General features: G+C 68.8%; 13 protein-coding genes and 5 pseudogenes. 5 read left to right on the plus strand and 13 right to left on the minus strand.

Annotated elements, in window-relative coordinates; translation table 11 throughout:
* Positions 1 to 85: 85 nt before the first annotated feature.
* Positions 86 to 286: a hypothetical protein gene (locus ACWGJ5_RS38930; RefSeq protein ID WP_453314356.1), complete on the minus strand. Its 201-nt coding sequence runs from the start codon at positions 284 to 286 to the stop codon at positions 86 to 88.
* A gap of 290 nt (positions 287 to 576) precedes the next feature.
* On the opposite strand from ACWGJ5_RS38930, the gene ACWGJ5_RS38935 reads away from it, so the two are divergent.
* Entirely contained in the window at positions 577 to 1491 is a 915-nt protein-coding gene (locus ACWGJ5_RS38935; RefSeq protein WP_453314357.1) for an NADP-dependent oxidoreductase, read from the plus strand.
* 335 nt (positions 1492 to 1826) lie between these two features.
* On the opposite strand, the pseudogene ACWGJ5_RS38940 reads toward ACWGJ5_RS38935, so the two are convergent.
* Positions 1827 to 2279: pseudogene (locus ACWGJ5_RS38940) on the minus strand (pyridine nucleotide-disulfide oxidoreductase); the annotation flags it as partial.
* Positions 2280 to 2283: 4 nt separating this feature from the next.
* Entirely contained in the window at positions 2284 to 2751 is a 468-nt protein-coding gene (locus ACWGJ5_RS38945) for an FAD-dependent oxidoreductase (RefSeq protein ID WP_453314407.1), read from the minus strand.
* Here ACWGJ5_RS38945 and ACWGJ5_RS38950 point away from each other — a divergent pair.
* Complete coding sequence (locus ACWGJ5_RS38950; RefSeq protein ID WP_453314414.1) at positions 2639 to 2896, plus strand: hypothetical protein; 258 nt, start codon at positions 2639 to 2641, stop codon at positions 2894 to 2896. The genes ACWGJ5_RS38945 and ACWGJ5_RS38950 overlap by 113 nt on opposite strands.
* Before the next feature lie 170 nt (positions 2897 to 3066).
* Here the strand turns inward: ACWGJ5_RS38950 and ACWGJ5_RS38955 are convergent, their stop codons facing one another.
* From ACWGJ5_RS38955 to ACWGJ5_RS38975, 5 genes and pseudogenes are all read right to left on the minus strand, one after another.
* On the minus strand, positions 3067 to 3378 hold the full coding sequence (locus tag ACWGJ5_RS38955; RefSeq protein WP_453314358.1) for an EthD family reductase: 312 nt from the start codon (positions 3376 to 3378) through the stop codon (positions 3067 to 3069).
* 313 nt (positions 3379 to 3691) lie between these two features.
* Positions 3692 to 6532: pseudogene (locus tag ACWGJ5_RS38960) on the minus strand (Tn3 family transposase).
* Positions 6533 to 7016: 484 nt separating this feature from the next.
* Complete coding sequence (locus ACWGJ5_RS38965; protein ID WP_453314408.1) at positions 7017 to 7583, minus strand: GNAT family N-acetyltransferase; 567 nt, start codon at positions 7581 to 7583, stop codon at positions 7017 to 7019.
* A 462-nt stretch (positions 7584 to 8045) separates the two neighbouring features.
* A pseudogene (locus ACWGJ5_RS38970) lies at positions 8046 to 8419 on the minus strand (ATP-binding protein); the annotation flags it as partial.
* A gap of 470 nt (positions 8420 to 8889) precedes the next feature.
* A complete protein-coding gene (locus ACWGJ5_RS38975; RefSeq protein WP_453314409.1) occupies positions 8890 to 9114 on the minus strand; it encodes a hypothetical protein in 225 nt (74 codons plus the stop codon).
* 77 nt (positions 9115 to 9191) lie between these two features.
* On the opposite strand from ACWGJ5_RS38975, the gene ACWGJ5_RS38980 reads away from it, so the two are divergent.
* Both ACWGJ5_RS38980 and ACWGJ5_RS38985 read left to right on the plus strand, forming a co-directional pair.
* Positions 9192 to 9509, plus strand: a complete 318-nt coding sequence (locus ACWGJ5_RS38980; RefSeq protein ID WP_453314359.1) for a CHAT domain-containing protein — start codon at positions 9192 to 9194, stop codon at positions 9507 to 9509.
* 1 nt (position 9510) lies between these two features.
* A complete protein-coding gene (locus ACWGJ5_RS38985) occupies positions 9511 to 9999 on the plus strand; it encodes a hypothetical protein (protein ID WP_453314360.1) in 489 nt (162 codons plus the stop codon).
* A gap of 269 nt (positions 10000 to 10268) precedes the next feature.
* Here the strand turns inward: ACWGJ5_RS38985 and ACWGJ5_RS38990 are convergent, their stop codons facing one another.
* The 3 genes and pseudogenes from ACWGJ5_RS38990 to ACWGJ5_RS39000 all read right to left on the minus strand — a co-directional run bounded on the left by ACWGJ5_RS38990 (position 10269) and on the right by ACWGJ5_RS39000 (position 11510).
* The gene (locus ACWGJ5_RS38990; RefSeq protein WP_453314410.1) at positions 10269 to 10928 is read right to left on the minus strand and encodes an MSMEG_1061 family FMN-dependent PPOX-type flavoprotein; all 660 of its coding nucleotides are present in this window, start codon (positions 10926 to 10928) and stop codon (positions 10269 to 10271) included.
* Positions 10929 to 11162: 234 nt separating this feature from the next.
* Positions 11163 to 11315, minus strand: a pseudogene (locus ACWGJ5_RS38995) (integrase core domain-containing protein); the annotation flags it as partial.
* Between the two features lie 9 nt (positions 11316 to 11324).
* The gene (locus ACWGJ5_RS39000) at positions 11325 to 11510 is read right to left on the minus strand and encodes a DDE-type integrase/transposase/recombinase (protein WP_453314411.1); all 186 of its coding nucleotides are present in this window, start codon (positions 11508 to 11510) and stop codon (positions 11325 to 11327) included.
* A 296-nt stretch (positions 11511 to 11806) separates the two neighbouring features.
* On the opposite strand from ACWGJ5_RS39000, the pseudogene ACWGJ5_RS39005 reads away from it, so the two are divergent.
* Positions 11807 to 11941: pseudogene (locus tag ACWGJ5_RS39005) on the plus strand (ADP-ribosylglycohydrolase family protein); the annotation flags it as partial.
* A 29-nt stretch (positions 11942 to 11970) separates the two neighbouring features.
* On the opposite strand, the gene ACWGJ5_RS39010 reads toward ACWGJ5_RS39005, so the two are convergent.
* The gene (locus tag ACWGJ5_RS39010; protein WP_453314361.1) at positions 11971 to 12486 is read right to left on the minus strand and encodes a hypothetical protein; all 516 of its coding nucleotides are present in this window, start codon (positions 12484 to 12486) and stop codon (positions 11971 to 11973) included.
* On the minus strand, positions 12483 to 15077 hold the full coding sequence (locus tag ACWGJ5_RS39015) for a helix-turn-helix domain-containing protein (protein WP_453314362.1): 2595 nt from the start codon (positions 15075 to 15077) through the stop codon (positions 12483 to 12485). The genes ACWGJ5_RS39010 and ACWGJ5_RS39015 overlap by 4 nt, the downstream gene beginning before the upstream one ends.
* Between the last annotated feature and the right edge of the window lie 31 nt (positions 15078 to 15108).

Consider the following 15108-nt stretch of genomic DNA (forward strand, 5'->3'; position numbering starts at 1 on the left):
TGACCGAAGTCCGCAGGCCGCGGACACCGGTCCTCGATGTCGGCCCACCCCGGGCAACCTGACCGGCGGCAGGGGCCGCCGGTCATCACGCCCGCGCGATGTCGGTCGCGGGTTGCCGGCCGGCGCCCCAATCGTTGGTGGCCCGGATGCCCCAACGGCGTCGGCGAACCTCCCACTCGCCCGGCACCGGGTTCCCGACCTGCACCGTGGCGTCGTCGAACGGCTTGGCGAGGAACTGCTGGTGGTAGGCGGGGCGGGCAGCACCTCGCAGCGCCTCGACGTCCACGGCGTACCGCGCGTCGAGCGCCGCGGCCTCCGTGGCACTCCCTTGACCTGAACAGGTCCAAGCAGGTGGTGGCGAGAGCGAAGGAGGCGCGGGCTGATGGCGACCTGCCGTCGGCGGCAACGCTGCTGTCCGAGCCCCTGGGGATTGGAACCGGTCGGTCGCACTGAGTGAGAGGACAAAGATCTACTGTGAAGGCGTGCGGAGCGTCCAGGTCGACGCCGCTGCCGGCTTTGGGTTTCCGGCCCGTACCTCCTGGTCGGCCGGACTGAGTGAGAGGACAAAGATCTGCTGTGAAGGCGTGCGGAGTCTCCGGGGCCGAGAAGGAAGTCGCCCTGCTGGAGTTGCCCGAACCGTCATCTCCCGGGCCCGGTCAGATCCTGGTGACGGTTGAGGCGGCCGGGGTCGGCCCGTGGGACCAACTGCTGAACGGCGCCGGCTGGGACGTGGGGCTGCGCCCCCCGGCGGCGCTGGGAGTGGAGGGCGCGGGCAAGGTGCTGGCCGTCGGCGCGGGTGTCACCGGGTTCGCCGTAGGTGACCGGGTGCTCGCACACGAGGCCCCGCTGCCCGGGGGAAGCGGCTTCTGGGCCGAACGTGTTCTGATCAACGCGGATCACGCGGCAGCCTGCCCACCCGGGCTGGACGCCGTGCACGCGGCGGCACTGCCGGTCAACGGGCTCACCGCGTTGCAGGCCCTGGAGAAGCTGGACCTCAGCCGAGGACAGCGGCTCCTGATCACCAACGGAGGCGGGGCCACCGGAGCCCTGGCCATCCAGCTCGCCGCGGCCAAGGGCATCGAGGTGACCGCGACCGCGTCTGCTGCCGCCGCAGAGCGCCTGCTCGGTCTGGGAGCGATGGAGGTCGTCGACTACCACAACCCGAACTGGTCGGCCGAGGTACGCGGCGGGTTCGACGCCGCCCTCATCATCGCCACCAGCACGGCGGACACCGCCCTGCCTTTGGTGCGGGACAACGGCCGACTGTGCTCCCTGACCTCGGACGCGCCTCCGGAGGAACGAGGCATCACGAGTTGGGACCTCTACGTCGAGCCCAACGCCACGCAGCTTGTCCAGCTGGCGGAGCAGGCCGCCGCGGGAACCTTGAAACTCGCACCGGAACCCCTGCCGCTGAGCGAGGGACCGGCTGCGTTCGCCCGGGTGGTTACCGGACGGGCCGGCGGTAAGAAGATCGTGCTCACCCGAGCATGACCCGACCGGGCATCGCCCGATCCCGATGCTGGGCCACGGTGCCCGCCAGGCGCGATCGAGAAGTCGTCGGGCTGAGGCAGGAAGGTTCACCAGGCCGCAGCCGGTGGAGCGGGTTGCCAAGCCAATTGGGCGTGGGACGTATCCGGTCGGGCATGGTGGCGTCGTAACGACGAGGTCAAAGAGGAGGTTGGCCTCCGTCGCCCGAGCGCGGAGACTCCGCTGCTTTCATTACTGGTCCTTTCGTCAGGTCGGGTCGCCGGGTGGGATCAGTGCCGTGCATGCGGCCGCGATGAGGGCCCCCGATTGGGGAGGCGAGGGTGCCAGGTGGCCATGGTCTACGGCGTCTCCTTATCGCGCTGGTAAGCGGCGAGGAGGAAGAGCCAGATCTCGCTGGCGGTGGGGAAGGGGGCGACCGCGTGCCTGAGCCGTTTGAGTGGGATCTAGCCGGCGACCGCCATGGTGGCCGAGTGCAGCAGCTCGCTGACGCCGGGGCCGACGAAGGTCACTCCGAGGAGGACTTCCCGGTCGAGGTCGACGACCAGCCGGGCGTGGCCCTGGTAGCCGTCGGCGTAGAGGTTGGCGCCCTGGGCGGCGTTGAAGTCGAGGTCGACGGTCTTGATGCGGTATCCGGCGCGCTCCGCCTGTTCGGCGCTCAGGCCCACCGCTGCCGCCTCGGGGTCGGTGAAGAAGACCTGGGCTACGGCGTGCTGGTCGGCGGTGGTGGCGTGGTCGCCCCAGGGTTCGTCGTCCAGCGGGCGGCCGGCGGCGCGGGCGCATCCACGCCCGCCTCTCTCAACCCCTGCGCCACCAGGTCGCGAAGGATTCCATACGGGGGATCAGACGGCGGCGGGCCAGCAGGGCGACCTGGGACCCGAGGCCCTGCCAGAGAGTGGCCATCTCGATGCCGGCTCCGCCGCCACCGATGATGGCGAGCCGGGCGGGCACGGTGCTGGAGTCGGTGCCGTGCCGGTTCGTCCAGGGCCGGCCCTTCTCGATGCCCGGGATGTCGGGCAGATTCGGCAGGCTGCCGGTCGCGATGGCCACTGCATGCCGGGCCGTAAGGGTCTGGCGGGCACCGTCGTCCCGGGTGACGCTGACGCGTCGGGGCCCGTCGAGAAGGCCGTGACCACGGAAGAGGTCGGCACCGATGGACTTGAACCGGGCCGCGCGCACGGAAGCGCCACTGTCCACAGGGGACGAGCAGGCTCTGATAGCCGAGGCGTTCAAGCAAGCGCGCGGCTGGCGCGTCGCTGCCGTGATGCTGGCCGTCATGACCGGCTGGACGCTGCTCACCGTCCCGATCGTGGTCTGGATGTGGCGCGCGGCTGACCGCAAGGGTTACGCCGCCGCCGTCAAGCGCCGCGACAAGCTGGCCGCCCGCCGGGCACGCATGACCGGCCGTTGACCCCCGCACCACACACGAAACCCCCGGCGCCCTCGTTGGCACCGGGGGTTTCGTCGTGTCCGGCCGTCCGGCGCGACCCCCTCGACGGTTCCTCGTGCGTGCGTGCGTGGGCGGGCTGGCGATGGCGTGGTACCCGATGTGAAGGGCGGCTTGCATCCGGTCGCGTGAAGTCAGCCGGTTTCGTCGTGTACCGGATAGTGGATGACGACCGCGCCGCCGGTGGCGTAGTTGGCGACATCGGCGGCCACCTGTTGGCCTTGCGGCGACGCCCGGGCAGCGGTCATAGCCCCGGCGTCAGCGAACTCGGCTTCGAAGACCGCGAAGTACGGCGTCTGCCCCTGCGTCGCCGCCACGTCGAAGCTGTAGCGCCAGGCGAGCAGGCCGGGCAGGCGCGTGACCAGTGGAAGGTGGTTGGTCACGTAGTAGTCGCGGAAATGATCGGGATCGGCAGGCTTCGGATACAGAACCACGAGCTTGTGCATGACAACCTCCGTCCAGTGGCGAGAGATCATAACACCTGCAGATCCCAAGGCCACGAGTGCAATTGGCCTGGTTGCCGTAGATCATCGCGACGTACTTCATCTCGGGTGTCCCCTCGCTCCTGCGCGCCCCGTCGGCGCGCTGTCACCCCTCAGTCGGAGCGGGAAAACGGGTCGTCGACATCCGACGACAACTTTCTTCGAAATCTTTTTTCGCACCGCCATCGAGCAGCCCAAACACGGAAGCGACGCAAGTGATCAACCTACAACCCGGCTCCACACCGGCGTTGACCCGGCGCCCTGGTGAAGAGTCGGCTCAGTCGCAGCCGTCGTCGTCCTCGTCCAGCTCGGGCGCGTCCGGGTCGCGCAGCGGGCGCAGGGCACCGGCGGCCGGGGTGGAGGCGGTGAAGCTGTAGCGGCCGAGCAGGTTCAGGTTGCGGTGCTTGAGCGGGGAGAGCCGGGCGACGTCCTCCTCCCGGATCTCGTGACCCTCGGCTTGGAGTTGGGCGACAGCGGCGTCGACGTAGCGCGTCGTCCAGAGCACAATGGCGTTGAGGACCAGGCCGATCGCGCCGAGCCGAGCTGGTCCTCCATGCCGTCGCGGTACGCCTGGTGGATGGTGCCGCGCTTGCCGTGGCACACGTCCCGGGCCAGCTTGTGGCGGGATTCCTGCACGGTGAGCTGCCGGTTCATCTGCCGGCGGTAGGTGTCGTCGGCCGGGTCGACCACGCGCAGCATGTGCTCGGTCTTGGCGATACGCCCGTACTCCGCGAACGCCGCACCCAGCGGAGTCGGGCGCCCCTCGCGTCCGAACATGCGCAGCAGGTCGTAGGCGCGGACCTGGTTGGTGACCAGGGAGCCGGCGACCTTCAGCATGTCCGGCCAATGCGTGATCACCTTGTTCAGGTTCACGCGGTTGCGGGCCAGGTCCTCCACCGCACCGTACGTGCCCGTCTCGACGCCGGGCATCGTGGCCCGCCAAAACCGCTGGTCATCTAGGTTGCGGAACCCCGGGCTGAAGTTGTAGCCGAGGATCTTGAACAGGCCGAACACCATGTCGGAGTACGAGGCGTTGTCGGTCGCCACCATCTCCGGCTTCACCCCGCCGTCCAGGTTCAGCAGCGCGTCAAGGATGTGCAGGGAGTCGCGCGGGGGGCCGGGGACGACCATCTGCCCGATGCCCGCGACCTGGTCGTTGACGGCGTTGAGCCAGGTGATGCCCCGCTTGAACCCGAAGTGCTTCGGCGACGGCGCCGCACTGACCGTGCGGACGGGGACGACGAACCGCAGCCCGTCCACCGAGGCGAGTAGGCACTCGCCCCAGAACTGCACGATGGGCACCTCGGCCTGGGCGGCGATAAGCCGCGCGTTCGCCGCGACGATCGTGTCGGCGCGCAGGTAGTAGTGGTCGACGTGCACGAGCCGGGCCCGGGTCAGGGCCTCGTAGCCGGGGTTCACCACCGGGGACAAGCCGATGTTGCACGCCTCCGACACCAGCAGCGCGACCACCGAGGTGGACAGGTCCTTCATCCGGGTCGTGCGGTCCCCGAGGTGCACGAAGGCGTCGAGGAAGCCGGTCCAGGCGTTCACCTCGAACAGCAGGTCCGGCAGGTCGATCTTCGGAAGCATCTTCTCGACCCGCCCCCGCAGCCAGGTCAGGGACTTCGGTTCGCCGAGCGCGCCGAGCTTGTCCACGTTCGGCTTCACCCGCCCGTCGTCCTGCACCTCGATGGAGACCTTCGCCGCCGGCCCCGCCTCTTCCAGGCGCTCGGCGAGCTGCTTCCATCCGGCGTCCAGGCCTCGCACCAGCTCCGCCAAGTGCTCCTCGACAGGCATGTCCAGGCTCAGCCCGGCCAGCACGTCCTCCTCGACCGCGTCCCAGTCGGGCCCGTCCAGCAGACGGGCGCGCGGGTTGGACCAGCAGTGCGAGGGCGAGGCGAACACGTCGCGGCTGTTCAGGGCCCGGTGCAGCTGCTCCAGCACGCACACCACGTACGCGTCCCGGTCCACAGCACCCTGCGGCAGATCCGGGTTGGCGTACACCGCCTTACGCCACGCCGGCGGCACGAGCTTGTCGTCCACCTCGCGCGGCAGTAGCGGCTTGACGCCCACCTTCCGCCGCGCCAGCGCCGGCAGGCCGCGGACCCCGGCCAGGACCCGTTTGACGGCGCTCGCCGCGTCCAGCGCCTTCGACTCGCCCAGCAGCCCAAGGAACGGGCGAACCGTGGCGTACCGGGTGGCCAGCGTGGCCCGCAGGGCGATCTCCGCCGAGTCCTCGTCCTCGGGCACCAGCGAGACCACCGTGGCGGCCGCCGTCAGCACGGCGGCCCGCGGGACGACTTCCTCTACCGCTGCCCACAGCGCGGACACGTCCAGGTCCGTGCCGTGCTCCTCGATCAGCTCCAGCTCCTGGAACAGCACCTTCGCCGCCCGCGCGAGCGTGCGCGACGCCTTCTCCAGCTGCGGCAGCGTGGACAGCCGCTCCTTCTCCGTCTTCCGCTTCGCCGTGCCCAGCAGCCGGGTGGCCATGAGGGCTGGAACAGGTCCAGGGCCTCGTCAATCGCCTTCGCCTCCAGGTGTCGCATCACCGCGGTGAGCATCGCCGTGCGCTTGGGCTCCGCCGCCCGCTCCAGCAGCGGCGCCTTCGACCCCAGCGCGTACCGCGCCAGCGCCGCCATCCGGTTCGGCGGAATCTGCGACAGCTTCAGCCGACCGAGCTGGAACGCACCGATCTCGTCCACCCGCTCCAGCGCGCGGGCGAACGCGGTGCCCGTCGTCCGCGTCGGCGGCCGGCTCAGCCGCTCCAGCTCCGAGAACCGCGAGCCCTTCGGCGTCTTCAGCGTCGCCACCAGGTCACCGGGCAGGGCCAGGTCCGCCCGCCGCGCGGCCCCCGCGACCGTGGCGTGCAGCCGCTTCTCCGCGACCTTCCGCGCCTCCGACACCTGCCGGGCCAGCACCGACACCCCGGGCAGCAGCACCCGGTGACGGCGCAGCCAGCCCACCGCCTGGTTGAACAGCGCCACCGGCCCCTCGGCGTGCGTCCGTCGCGGTCGACGTCGTCCAGGAAGAAGAACCGCTCCAGCTCGGGGCGGGTCGGTTCCCCGGCGAACTTCCCGTACGCCTCGGCCTGCTCATCAGTCAGAAACTCCACCGGCACGAGGCAGACCGTAGCCAGCCCGGGAACCCTCCCGGCGATCTTTCCGCGAACCCCAGCGGAGCCCCCCGACCAGCGTGCTAGCCGACCATGATCAATCTCAGCGCCAACCGCTGTACCGATGTTCCCCGAGGCCGTTGCCGGACCGGGGCCGGGATCGCGCCCCCGCTCAGCGCGCCGGACAGGGCGAGCCTCCTTGACCAGGGCCGGGCTGTTGGCCATGACCATGGCCACGTTCGGGACGGCGCCAAGCGAAGCCGGTCAGGGACACATCAGGCCGCTCCTGCCATCCTCATTCACGTGAACAGCCCAGGGACGCCACCGAGGGCCGGGAAAAGGAGAGGTGTCCGGAGTGGTTGATCGGGGACCGGCGAGCACGCCCCAGAAGGCGGTACGTAACCATTTATCCGATTCGCCGTCGTGTGTGAATGAGGCGCAGTGATCAATTGCCTGGGGTTAGCCGATACCGGGTGCCGAGCAACGGAACTCAGTGGGCGGGAACCGGCTCGGACGGCGGCTGCCAATCCCGCCTGATCAGCCCGTAGACCCACGAGTCAGAGACCTCACCGTTGACGACGCAGTCTTCCCGCAACGTCCCTTCACGCACGAAGCCGAGCTTCTCCAACACGCGGGCAGAAGCCACGTTGCGCGTATCGGTCTCAGCTTGGACGCGATTTAGGTCCAGCGTGTCGAATGCCCACCGCAGCAGAGCGCGCGCGGCCTCGGTCGCGTAGCCGTGGCCCCACACTGCATCGTCGAAGCAGTAGCCAAGCGACGCGCTGCGGTAGTCCGGATTCCACCTGTTCACGCTGCACCAGCCGATGAACGCCCCGTCGGAGACACGATCTACGGCCAGCCGCGCCCCGGTGCCCTCCTGTGCCATCTGCCGGCAAACCGTGATGAACTTCTCGGCGCGTACTCGTTCGCTCCACGGTGGCGCGTCCCAGTAGCGCAACACGTAGGCGCTGCTGTGCAGTGCGAATAGGTCGTCCGCATCCGCGTCTTCGAAGGCACGCAGTCGAAGGCGAGCGGTGTGCAACGAGCGGGTGGGCAGCGACGTCCTCACCTTCCCTCCCCTGATCGGTGGCCGATCAATCAAACTTTCGTTGCGGGTCACTCGCAACGGGTTTTCTCGGCGGGCTGGCAGAACAACGTGTCCGCTCACCAGGGCGGCGCCCGAGGCCTGGTCCACGGTGACGGCGAGCCACCAGGCCTCCGCATCGTGCACGATGCGAGCTTCAGTTCCGTCCCCGCCTGGCACGATCCGGACGCTTGCGGACCAGTCCAGGATGCATCCGGCAAGGAAGCTCAGCGACCTCGCGGCCTTGGCCGTGAGGTAGTAGTTGTCCTGCAGCACCCGCTTTGCAGTGCGCCGCGGTACGACCACCACCAGCCGCGGGGCGGCCAGGATGCTCGTCCTGCAACCAACCGCCGAGCGCAGCCAGTTGGAGCTGTGGAGACTGAGCCAGTCCAGGGGTTTCCCTCCCGGACGGGTCGGTGCGATGGGCCGACCGGGTCAGCCGGCCGCGGCTTGCTGGGCTTGTGCCTTGGTGTGTGCGAGCCGGTAGGACTCGGTGCCGGTCTGGATGATCGCACCGTTGAAGGTGAGGCGGTCGACGATCGCCGCGGAGAGCCGGGGGTCGGCGAATGTCTTCCTCCCGCCGCGGAAGGACTCTTTGGAGGCGATCGCGACGCTGTTCTTTTCCTCCCGCTCGGTCAGCACCTGGAACAGAGCTCAGCGCCGCGCCGGTCGAGTCGCATGTAGCCGAGTTCGTCGATGCAGAGCAGGTCGACGCGGCCGTAGCGGGCGATCGCCTTCGACAGCTGCTTCTCGTCGGCGGCCTCGACCAGTTCGTTGACGAGCTTGGTGGCCGGCACGCAGCGGACCCGGACTGCATGGCGGCCTCGGCGCACAGGGCCTGTCGCGAAAGTGCAGGTCGCAGCTACTCATTGAGACGGCGGCTGTTGACGGGCCACTCCATCCGCCACCTGTACGACGAGAGGGGTGTGCCGCTGGACAACCGACAGCTCTAGGGGGTTGGCATCCCGAATAGGAGGAAGCTCACCAGTATGTACATCGGAATGGCCAGGACCACGGCCAGCCCGGCAAGGCAGCCCCAGACAGTCAGTCGGGCACTGGTTCTCGCGTAGTCATTGCTCTTCGGCACGCCCATATCCAACAGTGAGAAACACCGACTCTCTACCCTAAGAGGCAGGTAGCCCTAGGACTTCCATGTGAAAGTGCAGGTCACAGCCACTCATTGAGAGCTGCGATCAGCACGGTCGCTTCGTAGCGAACGCCGAGCTTGTCGTGCCTGGTGGCCACGGCCCGGTGACGCTTGAGGCGATTGATCCCGCACTCAACCGCGTGCCGCTGCTTGTAGTCGTCCTGGTCGAACTTCGCTGGACGCCCGCCGCGGGGACCCGCGCTTCTGTCGGTTACGGACGCGGTCTGCGGGTACCGGGATGGTTGCCTTGATCCCGCGTCTACGCAGGTAGGATCGGTTGCGGCGGGAGTCGTACGCCTTGTCGGCCCGCACCCGGTCCGGCCGTTTGCGGGGCCGTCCGCGTCCGGGCCGGTGCACTCGGATTGCTTCCAAGACCGGCTCGAACTGCGATAGACGACGGGCGCCTGTCCGGCCGCGACCTTCTGAGCGGCGGAATGGCAGCCGGCCATGTCACCTTCCAGGCTTGCTCCCTGGGACGAGTCGTGCTGTCGGCCAGCGACGACCAGTGGGGACCGGCCCGGGCCGCGCTACTCGCCGGAGCCGACAGCGTCCTGGCCCCGATGTGGGACGTGGATCCGCACTCCTCGACAGAACTGATCACACGGTTCTACGACTCCTATCTTCTGCGCGGCGGCTTGTCCAAAGCGCAAGCCTTCACCCAGGCACAACGCGACATGTACCGGGCAACCGAAGGAACGAGCGCCTGGCGGCATCCCTACCACTGGGCCGCCTTCAAACTGACGGGAGTCTGACTTGACAGCCCTGGAGACCACCCTCGCCACTCTCAGCGAAGCCCAACTGGCGCAAGTCCTACAGCAACTGTTCAGCCACTTCGACGACAGCGAGGTCCCCGCCGTCACACCGGACGAGATCGACGCTCAGATCAGAGCCGACCGCGCCTACCTCAGCGAGCTGACGGCCGGTGCCGACAGCCCTCCCGGCTCTCCCGACGTCCGCGCCCTCATCGCCGGGCTGGCCGAAGCCGTCCCCGAGACCCAGTCGGTGATCGAGGAGGCCGTCGCCAGGGCTACGTCCTCGAAGACCCTCCCGATCGACCCCGACACAGCGATAACCGTCCTCGCGATCGCCACCTCGGCGGCGATCATCCGACCCAAGTTCACCTTCAGGCGCACCACGAAAAAGGACTCCACGGACCTGGACATCAACCTCGACGTCCGAGGCACAAGGGGCTTGGAGCGTGTCCTCAGCCTCATCACACAGTTCCTGAACACGCGTTCTTGAGTAAGAGCAGGTCCCCCATCGCGGCGAGGGGCGGACGTAGGCGCCTCAGCCGAGACGGTCGTGTCGATCTTGGCCGGTTCGGCCGGGTCGTGGGCTCGAGTCAAGCCGGCGCCCGTCACGAATGTCACCGCAGGCGCGCCAAGGAGACCGGAGGGCTTGCGGCTGCCGCGCCCGCCGGGGTAGTTCCTGACGGGCTGCCCCGCGATTGATCTTGGGGCCGGCTGGCCTGGGAGTTCGGTGGGCTGGTCCAGCAATCGCAGGACGGCCCGTTACTCGTACCGGTACTTCAGCGAGTCCGCCTCCGCCTGCTCGATGTCCGCGATCGTCAGCTCCGGCATGCGCAGCTGGGCCAGCGTCACCTCGGCCGAGGTCGGCTGGGCGTCCGCCGACAGCCACTGCTCCGGCTTCCAGGCCGCGCTGCGCAGGAGGGCCTTGGGGCAGTGCGGGTAGACCTCCTCGATCCCCAGCACCAGCGCACTGGCCGGCGGCTTGCCCACGGCGGTCAGCTGCGACAGCAGCTCCGGGCGTGTGGAGACGCAGGCCCGGCCGTTCACCCTGAGTGTCGTGGTGCGCCCCGGTATGACGAACAGCAGCCCGGCCCGTCCGGTGGCGACGACGTTCTGCAGAGTGTCCAGACGCTTGTTGCCGGTCGCGTCCGGTATCGCCACCGTCCGTGCGTCCAGGACGGCAACGAACCCGGCGGGACCGCCGCGCGGGGAAACGTCACAGTTGCCCTCGGCGTCCGCGCTGGCGACCAGGACCAGCGATGAGCAGCCGATCAACCGCTGGGTCTGCTCGGTGAGTTCGGTCATCTGCTTGCGCACGGCCGCGTCGCCGGGGAGTTCGTAGGCCCGGCGCAACGCCTCCTGGTCGCGCACGGCATCGAGGCGGAGCGAGTCGAATGCACTGCTGCCAAGGGATGTCGTCATGCCTCCGACCCTAGCTTGATCTTTAACGGCCGACGTCGAATGGTGCCTCGAACTTGACCACTCGGTTCGGTAACCGCCATACGCCAAAGCGGCCTTCGTCTGAACACGTACTCCGACCAAGGAACGCACACGTCCAGCACGAAGGCCGTGAAGATGTGATGTGTCCCGGCTTGTGTGGAGTCGAGTTGCTGAAATCCAGGCGATTGAGGGGGTTGTCCTCAGTTCGAACTCGATGGGTGTGAGCATGCCGAGGGCGGAGTGTCGGCGTTGCCTGTTGTGGAAGATTTCGAGGTATTCGAAGATCGCGTTGGCCAGTTGCAGCCGGGTGCGCCGTCTAGGACGGTTGAGCAGCTCGGTCTGCATCCGGCCCCAGAATGATTCGATCACGGCGTTGTCCTAGCAGTCCCCGATCGTGCCCATAGAGGGGACCAGGCCGGAGGCTCGGGCGCGTTCGGTGAATGCCCAGGACGTGAACTGGACACCGTGGTCCAAGTGGATCACGGTCCCAGCTGCCGGTCGGCGGTTGCTGATCGCCATGTTCAGGGCGTTGGTGACGAGGGCGGAGGTCTGGGTGGAGTCGATGGACCAGCCGACGACCCGGCGCGAGTGGGTGGCACATCTGTCGCACGATCAGCGGCCGGTGGACCAGGAGACTGACGATGTGCGACCCGACCGCCGCCCACGCCGGTCCTCGCCCAGGACGACAAGGCGGAGGCATTCTTCATCGAGCCGCTCACCTACATGCCAGTCCTGCGCACCTTCGGCAATGACGGCAAGCCGCTGTGGAGGTTCTACGCTCCGCCGTCCCTCCCGGCCGGCGGCGCGGAACTCGCCTCGGTCGTGCTGCACCACACCCTGTGGGTCACTACCAGCGAGCCGCCTGGCTGGCCGAACTGGAGGGCCGGCCCACGATCCTCGAACTCGCCGACGGCTTCGTCATGGAGATGCCCCAGGGACCCGCACGAGCCGGCCGTAGCTTCCCCGGGTGGCTGGCCCGCTACCCGCGCGCCTGAGGTGTCGTCCCACTCTTCTCACCGGTTGGTCAGGGTGCGGGAGGCAGCTGCGGTGGCGGGGGCTGGGAGGCGGCATTCGTCGCGTTGTTCGAGGCGCGGGACAGAAGCTTCATGTCGTCGGGGTCGCTCCGGTGCAGGACGAAGACCTTCGCGAGCGCGAGCAGACTCGGGCCGCACAGGATGACGGACAACCAGGGAGCCGAGTCGACGACCGTGATGCCCCCGCCCAGAAGAGTGATGGAGATGACGGCGCCGACGCTCACGTTCACCACATGCCGACGGTGGCGCAGCCGCTCAGTCTGCGCGGCGGCTTGGATGCGCTCCTTCTCCAACTCGTGATTCAGCTCAAGCCGGAGCACGTTCTCCCGCGATCTCAGAGCCCGCTCGGCCTTGATGGTCGCAAGGGCCGACCGGAGTACTTCCGGGGGTGCGTCGAACCACTGTGCGACAAGCCGATGTGCCTCGGCCGCCAGGCTGTCGTCTTGGAGCGACTCAGGCTGCTGGGGCTGCGGGGCGGGGAGGGATCCCGCATCGTCCATGGTCACGCCCGGGTCCCTCCGCCGCCGCTGTTGATGGGTTCGTAGTCATCGCTGCCGGCCGCTTCCGGAGGCAGCCCGAGTTCCAGGAACAGTGCAACGAGGTCGTTGTTGACGACTTCCCGGGCCTCTCTGGCGAGGCGCCGTGCCTCGTCCGGGTCCAGCACGTGAGCCTGACCGGACGTACTCGGTTCGGCCCCTTCCAGCTCATGCGACGCGTCGTCGAGGATCCTGGCCACAAGGGCGGCGTGAGAGGCCAGTAGATCTTCGGTCGACGGCGCACCACGGGCTTCCTCGTCCTCCGGCAGGGCCGATCCGGGGGACGAGCCCGCCAGGGCGTCATCAGCTGGGGGGAGGTTTTCCCGCACGTGCCGCGACACCGGATCCCGGACGAAGGTCCGGCTCAGGCTGTCCTGGAGCCGGGCGTGACGGAACTGGTACACGGCACCGGCCTGGCGCAGGACGCCTCGGCAGCGAGCGTCGTCGAGAAACGCGATCAGTGCCCAGGGCAGTCGCCCGGTGAGCGGCAACCAGACGCGCGCCAAGGCGACCCACTGTCCCCAGGCCGTCGAGCTGAACCAGTACCCGAGTGCGAGCCCGAAGGCCATCTGGAGCCCGGCCGTGAGGCCGGCCCCGGATCCCGTCGTGAACAGGTCGACGAAACCGGCCACAACCCCGAACACCGGTCCCCAGGCGAGCAGGGGTATGAGGACATACCGACGGTTCGTCCTCAGCAGGTCGGCCGGACCGGCGGCGGACCGGATGTCGATCGGGGCCTCCAGCAAGGCCGTGAGCCCGGACAACAGCCCGGTCCCGAGCGCGGCTTCCGACGTGAACACGAGCGCGTTGCCGAGCCAGTCGTCGAGTCCGAGTCCCGCGGGCGCGAACCAGTCCAGGAGCACCGGCACCAGAGCTGCCAGGAGCCCGAGGACGAGTCCGAGCGTGAACCTGGGAAGGAACCTCAGGCGTGCCCTTCTTGGGCCTCCGCGGATCCGGGCACGTAGGCGTGTGGGTACCGCCACTCTCCGAGCACCGATCGTCCCGTACAGGATCCCGGATCCGAGCCCGGCCACGCACCCGCTGAGGAGTCCGGCCACGAGCCCGCGCTCAAGGACGTACCCGAACCCGTGCGATGTCGCGATCAAGTCCATGAACACAGTCCCGAGCCCAGTGGTCACCCCGACGACCAGGGCGGTCAGGAGCCCGATCACACACAGGCGGGAGAGACGACTCAGGGTGGTGCCCAGGTGCCACCAGGCCAGGTCGGGGGTTTCGCGCTGCTCGAGGTGACGGGCGAGGTGGCCGAGCCAGTGCCGGGCGCGCTCCGGGGCGAAGCCGCGGCGGGGCCGGCCACTCCGGTCCTGCACGGGCCGACTGTGGTAGGCGGCGTCGATGAAACCGTCCAGAAAGTGGTCTTCCAGCGCCTCCGGGCTGCCGAAGCGCTCGGTGTCGAGGAGCGTGGCTGGATCGTGGCCGGGGGTGTCGCTGTAGATGGTGCGGGCGAGCGAGACCATCAGTGGGGTCGTCAGGACGGTGGCGAGCGGGGACGAGGGTTGTTCGTGCAGTGCCGTCAGTACGACGGTCCAGGCCGTCTCGGCGGGGTTCGCCCTGCTGGTCCTGGGGCTGCTCCAGGTCAGGTAGGCGGCCACGTCGTCGAGGGTGAGGTCGGTGAGTTCGATCACGGCGGCGGCGGCAAGTACGTCGGCCTCGGCGACTGCGGCGGCGTATTCGGCGGGGCGGCTGGTGAGCACCAGGGGGAGCGTGGTGGCGTTGAGGGTTTTCAGCGCGGGGCCGTGCAGGCCGTCGGCCATCTCGTCGAAGCCTTCCAGCACCGGGAGTATGCAGCCGGACTCGACCAGCGCGGAGGCCACGCTCACTGCACCGGAACTTCGGGAGGCCAGAGCGGGATAATCGCGTATCAGCTGGTCGGTCAGCCAGTGGTGCAGGGTGTGGGTCGTGGGGTCCCAGGCGCCGATGCTGAAGATGACCGGAACGGGTTCCGTGGGTTCGAGTGCTGCCAGGTGTTCGAGGACGAAGCGCAGGGCCAGGGTCGTCTTCCCCGAGCCGGGCCTGCCCAGGATCACCATCCTCCTCGATGGAACACGTCGGTAGGTCTCGACGATGTCGACCAGTCGGCCGGACAGGTCAAGGGGGGTGGCCGTGGCGTTCGCGCCGAGTCGGCGGATGGCGGACCAGTGGTCGCTCAGCTCATCGGGGGCTGTCCGCCAGCGGACCGGCATCGGGAACGGATCCTGGATGTGTCGCCGTGCGTCCTCGTGCCGCCAGCGGGCGGCCACCGCCCTCGCGAGGTGCCGGGCCGCGTCCGACAGGTCGTCGCTCTCCGCGGTGGAGTCGTCCCGCAGGTCGACGGTCAGATCCTCGTCGGCGGCGGCACTGAGCAGCGTCTCGCGTTCCTCGGGCTGTAGCGCCAGCGCCTCGGCCAGCGCCTGAACCGTGGCCAGACGCGGATTGAAGCGCAGGCCGGTCTCCAAGCCGTGGATGGTGCGCACGCTCAGCCCGGAACGCTCCGCCAGCTCCTCCTGGGTCATCCCCGCCCGGGCGCGCAACCGCCTCAGCACCGCACTGAACTCACTGGCCACGGTGATGATCCTTCCCCTCGGGGGACATCGT

It is taken from the genome of Streptomyces sp. NPDC054783 (assembly GCF_053611725.1).